This is a genomic window from Pseudomonas sp. TMW22091, from assembly GCF_022496705.1.
Classification (GTDB): domain Bacteria; phylum Pseudomonadota; class Gammaproteobacteria; order Pseudomonadales; family Pseudomonadaceae; genus Aquipseudomonas; species Aquipseudomonas saxonica.
In genome coordinates this window covers 200,746-213,506 of record NZ_SCFI01000009.1, presented here as the reverse complement: position 1 = coordinate 213,506, position 12,761 = coordinate 200,746, and the positions used below count along the sequence as shown (strand labels likewise).

The 12,761-nt window shown below is 53.8% G+C and carries 12 protein-coding genes; 3 read left to right on the top strand and 9 right to left on the bottom strand.

What is annotated here, in order from left to right; genetic code table 11:
* Positions 1–211 precede the first annotated feature (211 nt).
* From msrQ to mrcB, 9 genes are all read right to left on the bottom strand, one after another.
* Positions 212–826, bottom strand: a complete 615-nt coding sequence (gene msrQ / locus EQV93_RS17520; RefSeq protein WP_240892052.1) for a protein-methionine-sulfoxide reductase heme-binding subunit MsrQ — start codon at positions 824–826, stop codon at positions 212–214.
* The gene (gene msrP, locus EQV93_RS17515) at positions 826–1,839 is read right to left on the bottom strand and encodes a protein-methionine-sulfoxide reductase catalytic subunit MsrP (RefSeq protein WP_122783672.1); all 1,014 of its coding nucleotides are present in this window, start codon (positions 1,837–1,839) and stop codon (positions 826–828) included. The genes msrQ and msrP overlap by 1 nt, the downstream gene beginning before the upstream one ends.
* 63 nt (positions 1,840–1,902) lie before the next feature.
* Entirely contained in the window at positions 1,903–2,760 is an 858-nt protein-coding gene (pssA, locus tag EQV93_RS17510) for a CDP-diacylglycerol--serine O-phosphatidyltransferase (RefSeq protein WP_122783673.1), read from the bottom strand.
* A gap of 142 nt (positions 2,761–2,902) precedes the next feature.
* The gene (gene ilvC, locus EQV93_RS17505; protein ID WP_122783674.1) at positions 2,903–3,919 is read right to left on the bottom strand and encodes a ketol-acid reductoisomerase; all 1,017 of its coding nucleotides are present in this window, start codon (positions 3,917–3,919) and stop codon (positions 2,903–2,905) included.
* Between the two features lie 51 nt (positions 3,920–3,970).
* Positions 3,971–4,462: an acetolactate synthase small subunit gene (ilvN, locus tag EQV93_RS17500; RefSeq protein ID WP_019410366.1), complete on the bottom strand. Its 492-nt coding sequence runs from the start codon at positions 4,460–4,462 to the stop codon at positions 3,971–3,973.
* A gap of 2 nt (positions 4,463–4,464) precedes the next feature.
* Positions 4,465–6,189, bottom strand: a complete 1,725-nt coding sequence (locus tag EQV93_RS17495; protein ID WP_122783804.1) for an acetolactate synthase 3 large subunit — start codon at positions 6,187–6,189, stop codon at positions 4,465–4,467.
* Positions 6,190–6,621: 432 nt separating this feature from the next.
* A complete protein-coding gene (locus EQV93_RS17490) occupies positions 6,622–6,951 on the bottom strand; it encodes a YqcC family protein (RefSeq protein ID WP_122783675.1) in 330 nt (109 codons plus the stop codon).
* Positions 6,951–7,688 (bottom strand): tetratricopeptide repeat protein, encoded by a 738-nt coding sequence (locus EQV93_RS17485; RefSeq protein WP_122783676.1) that lies wholly within the window; start codon positions 7,686–7,688, stop codon positions 6,951–6,953. The genes EQV93_RS17490 and EQV93_RS17485 overlap by 1 nt, the downstream gene beginning before the upstream one ends.
* A 16-nt stretch (positions 7,689–7,704) precedes the next feature.
* On the bottom strand, positions 7,705–10,029 hold the full coding sequence (mrcB, locus tag EQV93_RS17480) for a penicillin-binding protein 1B (RefSeq protein ID WP_146387034.1): 2,325 nt from the start codon (positions 10,027–10,029) through the stop codon (positions 7,705–7,707).
* A gap of 117 nt (positions 10,030–10,146) precedes the next feature.
* On the opposite strand from mrcB, the gene EQV93_RS17475 reads away from it, so the two are divergent.
* The 3 genes from EQV93_RS17475 to EQV93_RS17465 all read left to right on the top strand — a co-directional run bounded on the left by EQV93_RS17475 (position 10,147) and on the right by EQV93_RS17465 (position 12,660).
* The gene (locus EQV93_RS17475; protein ID WP_240892051.1) at positions 10,147–11,703 is read left to right on the top strand and encodes a bifunctional aminoglycoside phosphotransferase/ATP-binding protein; all 1,557 of its coding nucleotides are present in this window, start codon (positions 10,147–10,149) and stop codon (positions 11,701–11,703) included.
* A 90-nt stretch (positions 11,704–11,793) separates the two neighbouring features.
* A complete protein-coding gene (locus EQV93_RS17470; protein ID WP_122783679.1) occupies positions 11,794–12,135 on the top strand; it encodes a pentapeptide repeat-containing protein in 342 nt (113 codons plus the stop codon).
* Positions 12,136–12,387: 252 nt separating this feature from the next.
* Complete coding sequence (locus EQV93_RS17465; RefSeq protein ID WP_122783680.1) at positions 12,388–12,660, top strand: TfoX/Sxy family protein; 273 nt, start codon at positions 12,388–12,390, stop codon at positions 12,658–12,660.
* Positions 12,661–12,761 lie beyond the last annotated feature (101 nt).

Sequence of the window (12,761 nt, the reverse complement as noted above, 5' to 3'; positions counted from 1 at the left end):
ACTTGCGCTTTCGATCTCTCGTTAGCGGGAGGCGAATTCTACAGCGTTACACGCTGCTGTCAACACCTCATTTCCTGCTTCGATGACTTGAAGCTGACACCGCCGAAAACCGTACAACTCATTGAATATCAAGGAGTTTTCCGTTTCGACTGCGCCGGAAGTGGGGCGAATTATAGGCCGTTAGAATTCTGGGTCAAGCGGTAATTGTTAATTAAGACGCTATAAATGGCTTTTTCTTCTGGAGGCGCGGAATACGGCGCTTCACCGCAGGTATTCGTAGGGCTAGAAGACAACCCCCTATACATGCATAGACCGCCCACTCCTTGAGGTCTGCCCGCACAATCCAAAGCATATGCAGCAAGCCCAACCCCAAAACCAGATACACCAAGCGATGCAGCTTTTTCCATCGAACTCCCAAGCGCTTTTGACTGTAACGATTGGATGTTACGGCCAGCGCAAGCAGACAGAGGAAGCCCAAGCTACCGACAATGATGTAGGGACGCTTGCGCAACTCCACACCTAGCTGCGACCAATCCAGCCCAAGAACAAAAAACAGGTAGGCACACAGATGCAGTACAACGTAGGTAAAGCACCACAAGCCAAGTTGTCGCCGTACAGCAATCCACCCTGACCAGCCAGTAAGCTTATGCATGGGTGTCATGCTTAATGTCACCAGCAACAGGATCAGTGTTCCAAGCCCCAGTCGATCTACGAGCACCTTTCCCGGGTCTGGTCCCAAGGCAAAACTCCAAGCCTCGTATAACCAATACAGCGGCCAGATGCACACAGCCATGAAAACGCAAAGTCGCCAAACCAAGAGTCGCATCAATAGTTCTTCCGCAAATCCAACCCACTATATAAAGAAGCGACTTCATCACCGTAACCGTTAAACATTTGTGTATCACGTACGTTGGGACTGAAAAGACTGCTCGGTAAGCGCCGCTCACGCGCCTGCGTCCAGCGCGGGTGGTCGACCTGAGGGTTTACATTGGCATAAAAGCCATACTCATCCGCAGCGATGCTCTGCCAAGTGGTTTTCGGCTGCTCCTCGACCAGACTGATTCGCACAATCGACTTAACGCTTTTAAACCCATACTTCCATGGCACGACTAAACGCAGTGGCGCCCCATTCTGATTGGGCAGCTCTCGCCCATACATCCCCACCGCCAGTATTGCCAACGGGTTCATGGCTTCGTCCAGTCGCAACCCCTCCACATACGGCCAATCGATCAACGCAAAACCAGAGCGCTGTCCTGGCATCACCTTGGGATCCTGCAATGTTTCAAAACGGATGTACTTTGCTTTGGATGTCGGCTCAACCTGTTTGAGCAAGGCCGATAACGGAAAGCCCATCCACGGAATCACCATTGACCAGGCCTCAACACAGCGCAATCGATAAATTCGCTCCTCCAACTGATAGGGTTTCATGAAATCTTCGAGCGCATACCGACCAGGCTTGCCCACCTCTCCATCCACCACCACTGTCCAAGGCTCTGTTTTTAGCGCCCCCGCATTTTGAGCCGGGTCACCCTTGTCGGTGCCGAACTCATAAAAGTTGTTGTAGTGCGTTGCGTCCTTGAAAGGGGTAATCGCCTCATTTTTCACCGTAACGGCTTGCCATTTGGTTTGCGCAAGTTTGTCGACAAACCAGCTCGGCGCCTTACCCGGCTCGACATCGGCATAACGGGCGGCATCGGCGGCACTGGACCAACGCGGAAGCACGCCCACAGCCAAGCCTGCAAGCGAACTGCCCAATAATGCACGACGGGATAGATAGAAGGATTCAGGCGTTACGTCCGACTCTTTACTGTCGGACGCTTTAGGCAGTTTGATGAGCATGACAACTCCGTAGTATTGGAGGACTGATGCACCAATAGACTACGGAGTATGGGAGAAATTACATCACTCGCGGGTTTTGTTACGACGTAGATGCAGCAAATACTGGATAGGGCCCGATGCGGCATACGCCAAAAATGCGATCAGCAGAATACGCGGGGGATCGCTGAACACGACGGCAAACACCAGCACCACAGCAAGGATGGCTACAAACGGAACTCTCCCCTTCAAGTCCAACTCTTTAAAGCTGTTGTACTTGATATTGCTGACCATCAACATACCCGCTGCCGCAACCAGCAGGGCCACCAGGAAGGACATCTTGGAACCCTGGATACCATAATCACTGAATGCCCATACGATGCCCGCAACCACACCCGCAGCGGCCGGACTTGCCAAGCCAATAAAATAGCGCTTATCTGCCGTGCCAACCTGGGTATTGAAACGCGCCAGACGCAAAGCCGCGCCAGCGACGTAGATAAAGGCAACCATCCAGCCGACCTTGCCCATATCACCCAACGCCCAGCCAAAGGCCAGCAATGCAGGAGCGACGCCAAAGGCGACCATATCGGACAAGGAATCATATTCAGCGCCAAAAGCGCTTTCAGTATTAGTCATTCGAGCCACGCGACCATCAAGGCCGTCCAGCACCATCGCGACAAAAATAGCGATGGCAGCAAATGCAAAATACTTGCTTGCACCCGCAGCATCACCAGCACTCATGGCACTTTGTGCGCTCATTGAGTTGATGATGGAGTAAAAGCCAGCGAACAAGTTCGCCGTAGTAAAAAGGTTTGGCAGCAGATAGATACCACGATGCCGGACCTTACGGCCCTCAGCGTCATGCCCTTCTTCGACATGCTCATCGACAGGCAGCAGGCTATCGGCGTCTGAAGCCGCTTTTGGCTCTTCGGGACGTTCGCTCATGGACATTACCTTGCAACGATATGAAAAGTTTCGATAGAGGCTTGCGGCCAAGACTCACCCGCAAACGATCCTGCTTTATACCAGAAGCGGCCGCTGAAACGAAAAAACGCGGCCGAGGCCGCGTTCTTTTTAGGCGTAAAACTTAGTTTTTTGCTTTGTCGACGATCTTGTTCGCGCCGATCCAAGGCATCATCGAGCGCAGTTGCTCGCCGATAACTTCGATACCGTGGGCCGCGTTATTACGACGCTTGGCGGTCATCGATGGGTAGCCGGTAGCACCTTCAGAGATGAACATCTTCGCGTATTCGCCATCTTGAATGCGCTTCAGAGCATTACGCATGGCTTGACGGGATTCAGCGTTGATCACTTCCGGCCCGGTCACGTACTCACCGTACTCCGCGTTGTTGGAGATCGAGTAGTTCATGTTGGCGATACCGCCTTCGTACATGAGGTCAACGATCAACTTCAACTCGTGCAAGCATTCGAAGTAAGCCATTTCTGGCGCGTAACCTGCTTCAACCAGAGTTTCAAAGCCTGCTTTAACCAGCTCGACAGTACCACCACACAGAACAGCCTGCTCACCGAACAAGTCAGTTTCAGTCTCGTCCTTGAAAGTCGTTTCGATAATGCCGGTGCGACCACCACCCACGCCCGAAGCGTAAGACAGGGCAACGTTCTTGGCATTGCCCGACGCATCTTGGTAGATAGCGATCAGATCAGGAATACCGCCGCCTTTTACGAACTCGGAACGAACGGTGTGACCCGGTGCTTTCGGCGCGATCATGATCACGTCCAGGTCAGCGCGCGGTACCACTTGGTTGTAATGGATCGCGAAGCCGTGAGAGAAGGCCAGCGTCGCGCCTTGCTTGATGTTCGGCTCGATTTCATTCTTGTACAGCGAGGACTGGAACTCGTCCGGAGTCAGGATCATCACGATGTCAGCAGCAGCAACGGCGCTGGCAACGTCAGACACTTTCAGACCGTGAGCTTCAGCTTTGGCGACAGTCGGCGAACCTTTACGCAGACCAACAGTAACGTCCACGCCGGAATCTTTCAGGTTGCAGGCTTGAGCGTGACCCTGGGAGCCGTAACCGATGATGGCTACTTTTTTGCCCTGGATGATCGAAAGGTCGCAGTCTTTGTCGTAATAAACTTTCATGATTTTCCCTTATATATCCAGGCCACTCGGCCATGTACTACTTAATTGGAGTTAGATGCTGAGTACTTTGTCGCCACGAGCAATACCGGTGACGCCGCTGCGCACGGTTTCCAGGATCGATGCAGTGCCAATCGACTGAATGAAACTGTCGAGCTTGTCGCTGGTACCTGTCAACTGCACGGTGTAAACACTGGCGCTTACGTCAACGATCTGCCCGCGAAAAATATCCGTGGTGCGTTTAATCTCTGCACGCTGAGCGCCCGTCGCCTTGACCTTGACCAACATCAGTTCTCGCTCGATGTGAGCACTCTCTGACAAGTCCACCAGCTTGACCACTTCAATCAGCTTGTTCAGGTTTTTAGTGATCTGCTCAATAACTTCGTCATGCCCCACCGTAGTCAGCGTCAGACGCGACAAGGTCGGGTCTTCAGTCGGCGCTACGGTCAGGCTTTCGATGTTGTAGTTACGCTGAGAGAACAGCCCGACAACGCGAGACAGAGCACCGGGTTCGTTTTCAAGAAGCAAAGAAATAATGTGCCGCATGATTAAGTACGCTCCGTCTTGCTCAGCCACATGTCGCGCATGGAGCCATCTTTGATCTGCATCGGATAAACGTGCTCACTGGTATCAACCTGAATATCGAGGAACACCAGGCGATCTTTCATGGCGAAGGCTTCTTCCATCTTGGGCTTCAGGTCTTTCAGGTCAGTGATTCTGATACCCACGTGCCCATATGCCTCAGCCAGCTTGACGAAGTCAGGCAGCGATTCCATATAAGAGTGCGAGTGACGACTGCCGTAGTTCATGTCCTGCCACTGACGAACCATGCCAAGCACGCCGTTGTTCAAGCTGATGATTTTTACTGGCAGGTTATATTGCAGACAAGTGGACAGTTCCTGAATGTTCATTTGAATACTGCCCTCCCCCGTCACACACGCAACGTCAGCATCAGGGAAGTTCAGTTTCACACCCATTGCAGCCGGGAAACCAAAGCCCATCGTGCCCAGACCGCCTGAGTTGATCCAGCGATTAGGCTTGTTGAAACGGTAGTATTGGGCCGCAAACATCTGATGCTGGCCTACATCGGAAGTGACGTAAGCATCGCCTTTGGTCACTTCGCAGAGCATTTCGATCACAGCTTGAGGCTTGATCTTGCTGCCGTCACCTTTGTCATAAGGGAACAGACCGCGATCACCGCGCCACTCATCGATCTGCTTCCACCAGCTGGCAACGGCCTCAGAATTGGGTTTTTCACCAATATCCTTAAGGATTGCGACCATTTCGGTCATCACGCTCTCTACAGGCCCAACAATAGGCACATCAGCCTTGATGGTTTTGGAGATGGAAGCCGGGTCGATATCGACATGAATAATCTTGGCATTCGGACAGAATTTGGACGGGCCGTTGATGACACGATCATCAAAGCGCGCACCAACGGCCAAAATGACATCCGCGTTATGCATGGTCATGTTGGCGGTAAAGCTGCCATGCATCCCCAGCATGCCGATGAACTGACGGTCAGTGCCAGGGTAAGCACCCAACCCCATCAGCGTATTAGTCACTGGCACGTTGAGCATTTTGGCCAACTCGGTCAGCGGCTCAGAACCACCACCCAGGATAACGCCGCCGCCCGCGTAGAGAACCGGACGTTTAGCCGCCAAAAGCATCTCAACAGCTTTGCGAATTTGCCCCGAGTGCCCGCGTACTGCCGGACTGTAAGAGCGCAACTTGGCTTTTTTCGGGAAGACGTACTCGAACTTCTCAGCCGGGTTGGTCATGTCTTTAGGGATATCGACAACGACCGGACCGGGCCGACCGGATTGTGCGAGATAGAAAGCTTTTTTCATTACCTCCGGGATTTCAGAGGCATGCTTGATCATAAAGCTGTGCTTCACGATCGGCCGGGAGATACCGATCATGTCGGTTTCTTGAAATGCATCGGTGCCGACCATGGTGCTAGGCACCTGACCTGAAATGACCACCATCGGAATGGAGTCCATATAGGCCGTAGCGATACCGGTAATGGCGTTGGTCGCACCCGGCCCGGACGTAACCAGTACAACACCGGCTTTACCGGTGGCACGGGCATAACCGTCAGCCATATGGGTTGCAGCCTGCTCATGCCGAACCAGGATGTGGGTCACTTCCGGTTCTTTGAACAGCGCATCGTAAACATGAAGGAGAGCACCACCTGGGTACCCGTAGATGTGTTTGACACCTTCGTCGCGCAAAAAGCGGACAAGCATCTCACCGCCAGATAAAAGCTCCACGTTGTTCACCTCTAAAACGCCAGAATACCGTTCACAAAAATACGAACGGGTCTTAATAGGTTTACTTCTCAGCAGAGCATGAGCGACGGTAGTCGCCGACTACGTCAGCACTGACTGAGCAAGCATTGGGAACTCCCCAAGTGTTGCGGGGCTTTCCCACCCAGCGCGAGGTAACGCGTTGCGGGTGTAACAAGTCGGCGCGGGTGTGCGCCTCATGATCTGCTGAGAGGGTCTGCTTCTGGCAGTCCCTGTACAGCGGTCGTTGGATTCTTGTGTTTCAGCCTCTGCAAGTCAAGCAATAATTGCGCTTTTTTCCAACAAAGCGCATGAGAACTCATAATAAGCTGTCTTGATGAGGGATAAAACGCGCGCGAATGGCGCAAAGCGGTAGAAATATGCGCTCGACTGCCGGAAAAACCGGCAGCCAGGCAATTAACGAGCGTCGACGATCAGTTGATCGAACTTTTTCAGCGCCGTACGCAATCCAAGGCTCTCTAGCGGACGGTCGGCATATACCATTTCAGCCATTTCGAGGATCCCGGACGCGTTGGGCAAGGGAAGGTTGCATTCGAGAATCTGCTTCATTCTGGTTAGAAAAACCCACTGCAGCCATTGATGAAAATCCAGCGTATCCACTGAAAATGGCTCAACACTCGCCAAGGCTTCAGCACTGGGAGCTACATCATCCCACCAGCCCTGCACGCGCAATTCGCGCTCAATCAACAATAATTGGTCAGCCAGGGCCGCGATACGATTGTCCATCAGAGGCTTACCTTCGCTTTTTGACGCGCAGATGCAGCGCCGGCGGCATCACCTTGTTTTTCGCGAGCCTGGGCAATCAGCCCCCATAGACTTGCCTGCAAGTCCGGGCGACCACTGGCGAAGGTCAGACCGCGGCGGGCAAATTGCTCCGCCTGTGCAGCATCCCCTTGAGCCAAGCGCACTTGAGCCAAACGATAAAGCACTTGCGGCTCACGAGGTGCTACTCGCTGCGCCCGCTCCAGGCTCGAAGAAGCGCCATTCAAGTCGCCACTGGATTGCTGTTGCTGAGCGGTTGTCAGCAGCGCCAGCACTGGCCCGTCCAATTGCTCATCGGCTGCCAGAGCACCACTGCTGGAAGGGATTCCGCTGGGGCTAACAGGAGCCGGGGCCGTGTAGGTCGTACTCGGTGTGTAGCTCCCCGTGCTGATGGGTGCGGAGGCTGGCCCAGGAGTAATCGGCCCCGGCGTAAAAGGCGCACTGCTTATAGGGGTCGAAACAGCCGCCCCGCCTCCCGGAATCATTACAACGACACCCGAGTCCTGAGGAATCGCCTGCGCCTGGGCTGCACGAGCAGCCGTCGCCTGCGGATAATTACTGGCTGTGCGCTGAGCCGAAACACGCTCGTTATTTGACACAGGCACACCCGAGTCGACCACAGGGATTGAACCCTGCGGCACGCTCGCGCAACCATTAAGCAAAGCAAAGGCTGAAACAGCCGGAATCCACCACTTGTTCACGTCTAATCCTCTTTGCTTAATTCAACCAGCCCTTGACCCAATCCATCACGGCTTCACCCGGCGCAGGTTCCTGCGCACCACAACTGGCACCCGCTGGCGGCTCACTGCCGCGAATATACGGCATCTGCACTGCACCCGGGCAGTTGGCATCGGAACCTTGGCCGGTGTGCGGGTCAATCCAGGCTTGAACAATGTTATCCGGCTGCGGCATATCCAACGGTAATGGGTCCGCTTTTTTCATAAAGCTGGTCCACACCTGCAAGGCACCGGTAGCTCCCGTAAACGGCGTTTTGCCGTTATCGTCGCGGCCCAGCCAGACAACGGCCAGCACATCCTGACTAAACCCGGCGAACCAGCTGTCTCGTGAGTCATTACTGGTACCTGTCTTGCCCGCCACAGCGAGGCTTCTCGGCAACACGTTATAGACCGAGCGCCCAGTACCCTCGCGCATCACATGCTGCATGGCGTTCTGAATCAGAAAGATTGAAGCCGGGTCAAAACGCTGCTGGATCTGGAATGGGTAGCGCTTGAGCGGCTCGCCTTCTGCCGTCAACACACTGCGAATACCGCGCATCGGCGTATTGAAACCGCCGTTGGCCAGCGTCTGATACATAGTCGCCACTTCAATAGGGCTCAATGCGCCAGCACCCAGCAACATGGACGGAAACGCAGGGAACTCACGCTCAACGCCCAATCGTGCAAGGGTTTTAAGCACATTGGGTACGCCGACTTCCTGCCCCAGTCGTACGGTGCCCAAGTTGTAGGAGTTCATCATCGACTGATACAGGAAAACTGTACCGTGCGAGCGGCGATCATAGTTTTGCGGTTTCCAGATCTGGCCATCCGCACCTTTTATCGACAGCGGCTCATCTGACAGCCAACTGGTCAACGTGTACTGGCTCGGACGCTCAAGAGCGGTCAAATAAACCGCGGGTTTGATCAGCGAACCAATTGGACGCACGGCATCCAGTGCGCGGTTGAAACCTGCATACCCCTGCAGACGACTTCCAATCAGTGCCTGAACCTCACCCGTTTCAGGATTGGTCACCACCATTGCAGCCTCAACTTCATCCGAGCCTTTGCGCCCGGACAAACGCTTGAAGGTTTCACCGACGGCAGCTTCTGCCTTCATTTGCAGGATCGGGTCGAAACTGGTGAAGATTCGCAGCCCTTCCTCAGTCAAATCTTCGTCGCGATAATCCTCACGTAACTGGCGCTTGACCAAATCGAGGAACCCCGGGAATGAGCTGTCAGCCAAGCTGCCCCGCTTGGTCACACCCAAAGGCATTTTCTTGGCGGCAGCCACTTGCTCTGCCGTCGCGACACCTTGTTGTTCCAGCAAGTCGAGCACAAGGTTACGACGCTCCAGAGCACGCTCCGGATAGCGACGGGGATTGTAGGCCGAGGGCCCTTTTACCATCCCGACCAATAACGCAACCTGATGCAACTTGAGCTCAGCGAGCGGCTGGCTAAAGAAGAACTGGCTGGCCAGGCCAAAACCATGGACTGCTCGCTGACCGTCTTGACCGACGAACACTTCGTTCAGATACGCTTCAAGAATCTCACGCTTGTCGTAATGCAACTCAAGCAACAACGCCATCATTGCCTCGGTCAACTTGCGACTCAGACTACGCTCGTTAGTCAGGTAGAAGTTTTTGACCAACTGCTGAGTCAAGGTACTGCCGCCCTGGCGCATTTGCCCGGATGACGTATTGACCCACATGGCTCGGATGATCGACTTCGGCGACACGCCAAAGTGATGGTAGAAGTCCCGATCCTCAACCGTTACCAGCGTTTCAAGCAGGAACGGCGGCACTTGATCAATATTGATCAAAATGCGGTCTTCGAGGTTTTTAGGGTAAAGGCCGCCTACCAGCAAAGGTTCAAGGCGGACGACGGGCAATTTTGAACCGTTGGTCGACGAAAGTTCTGCGACGTAATCGCCCGAGAACCGCACCCGTACAGGCTGTGCTTTTTCGGCACCCTCATAAAATTGAAAACCTCGGGTATTGAGGTCAACTGTGTTGCCATTGACTGCTGCAACGCCGGGGCCATTGACTACGCTTTCGCGACGATAGCCGAGCGCATCAAGCTCAGTAAGAAAGTCATTTTTGGCCAGCTTCTGGCCGACGAACAGCTCCAACGGGCGAGCGTACACCTTGGCAGGAATGGTCCAGCGCTTGCCGGAGAACTTTTCCTGAACAATGGCATCGAGGTACATGGCAAAACCTGCCAGTACAACCAGGCCTACCAGACTGAGCTTAAGAGCCCAGCCCAGCCAGCGCCGAGGACCACCGGAAGGACGTTTGGAACGGGTGCGAGAAGATCGGGTTCGAGTCATGGCGCGAGATTATACGCACTTTGTTCATGTTCATCATGCGCAGCCCGGCGGTTTGCAGTACCGCTATCAGCAGCCATAATGGCGACCATTATTTTTCTAAACCTTGAAGGATCAACCGTGAGCCAGAACTTGATTGCCGCCCTGAAAAACCCGGATCTGTACCCACATGAAGTCGATGGATTTCAGGTTATCGAGACGCACATTTCCTGGGTCATCCTCACCGGCTCATATGCCTACAAGATGAAAAAACCGGTTAACTTCGGATTTCTGAACTTTACCGATCTCAGTGCCCGCGAGCACTTCTGCAAAGAAGAGCTGCGCCTGAACCAGCGCTTGACCGAAGGCCTGTACCTTGACGTATTGCCCATCACTGGCACAGCCGAGGCGCCTATTCTGGGTGGTGAAGGAACAGCCATTGAATATGTACTGAAAATGCGTCAATTCCCGCAAAGCCAACTGCTAAGTACGTTGCAAGCCAACGGCGAATTAAATGCCGCTCATATTGATGAGATGGCCCAGCAGATTGCACGCTTCCACGCCCATGCCCCTCATGTTCCTCTGGAACATTACCAAGGCACTCCAGAAGCGGTAATGGATCCCGTAATCCAGAATTTCGAGCAAATTCGCCCGTTTCTTTCGGACAAAGCTGACCTGCAACAACTGGATGCACTCCAGGCTTGGGCACAGGCGAGCTTTGAGCGTCTGAAGCCGTTGCTAATGAAGCGTAAGGCCGAAGGTTTTATCCGCGAATGCCATGGCGATATTCACTTGGGCAACGCGACCCTGATTGATGGCAAGGTGGTTATTTTCGACTGCATTGAATTTAATGAGCCCTTCCGCTTCACCGACGTATATGCCGATGCAGCGTTTCTGGCCATGGACCTTGAGGATCGTGGTTTGAAATCCTTGGCCCGACGTTTCGTCAGCCAGTACCTGGAGCTGACCGAGGACTACGAAGGGCTGGAACTGCTGAACTTCTATAAAGCCTATCGCGCTCTGGTGCGCGCCAAGGTCAGCCTGTTCAGCATGCCTGCAGAAGCCAGCCCTGTTCAACGGGCCGCCACTCTTCGCCAATACAGCAACTATGCCAACCTGGCTGAAAGCTACAGCACCATCCCTTCACGCTTTCTAGCTATTACTCACGGGGTTTCGGCTGTGGGCAAAAGCTCCGTCTCAATGCGTCTCGTCGAGTCGTTGGGAGCGATACGTATACGTTCAGATGTAGTCCGCAAGAAGTTGTTTGGTAATCAACAGTCTGAAAATGCTGTAGGTGCAGGCATTTATAACGCTGAGGCTAGCGATGTTACCTACACCAAACTTCACGAACTGGCTGGAATCGTTCTCCGTGCAGGTTTCCCGGTTGTGCTGGACGCCACCTATCTCAAACGTGCGCAACGTGATGCCGCGGCCAAAGTAGCGGAAGCAACGGGTGTCCCTTGCCTGATTCTGGATTGCACCGCCCCCGATGCCGTCATCGAAGGCTGGCTGGCCCATCGCAGAGCCCTTGGCACTGACCCGTCCGATGCCACACTGGAAGTGGTCAAGGCTCAACAAGCTAGCCGGGAACCGCTTGGGGCTGATGAAATCTTGCACAGCAAGCGTGTTGAAACCCACAACAGCAAAAGTCTCGACACCCTGATTGCTGACATCCGTCAGCGCTTGCCAGGCCTGTAAGTGGACGGGGGCGCCGTTAAACACTGTGATTTAACGGCGCCCCCCACAGCGATACTATAATGCCAGTATCGACCACGCAGGAGCCTCCCCATGAGCCACCCTTCATTACTTGCGTCAGCCCTCTACACACTGCTGCATGAAGACAACATCAACGGGTTTAATCAACAGCGCCCTGATGGGCCCGTCGATATGCGCGGGGGGGATTTTCGAGGTCTGGATCTGCGTGAGCTCAATGCGAACGCCATTGATTTTACTGATGGCTACTTCCGCTCAGCTGATTTGCGCGGCCTGGACTTGCGCACAGCTTGCATCGAAGGCGCCAGCCTGGCTCACGCACAAATTTCGGGTGCGTACTTTCCCGTAGAACTGACAGCCGATGAAATATTGATGTCAGTTAATTTTGGAACACGGTTGCGCTACCGCACCCGGTAATACAAATACGACACTTCGCCGCTTAACCACATTCGGGAGTCAAGCGGGCAGGCATGATCGACGCAAGCGCTCTGCCTTCTGCATCCTCTGAGGTGCTTGCGGCCTCTTCTTTAGCTCAAAATTCATCTTATGGCACGGTTTGCTTGTTCCAAAAACGACTAATGAGCAGCGTTATTCCTACCTGCCGCTACACTTGAGTAAAAATCGTGTCGCCCCGTAAACGCTGAGCTCACGCCGTCGCAAGGAGAGCTGATGAACGATGAACTTCAGCATTTGAAGAATCTTGGTAAAACGTCAGCGCAATGGCTTCACGCTGTGGGCATTCATAGCGCATCGGACCTGAAGCGTCTGGGCGCCGTGGATGCTTACCGGGCAGTCAAAGCTAGAGGCTTCAGAGCCTCCAAGGTATTACTGTATGCCATAGAGGGTGCATTGCTGGATGTGCACTGGAACGATATTCCCGCCGAGCGAAAAGAAGCGCTTAATCGGCAAGTCGATCATTTGTCGACGTCGCGAAAAGGCTGAAACAACCGTTTACACGCTTTTGGATAAAGCTAAAAAACAGTTGTTGACATGGAAATGAGAATTGTTATGATTACGCCATCTGGTCGCGAGACCAGCCGATA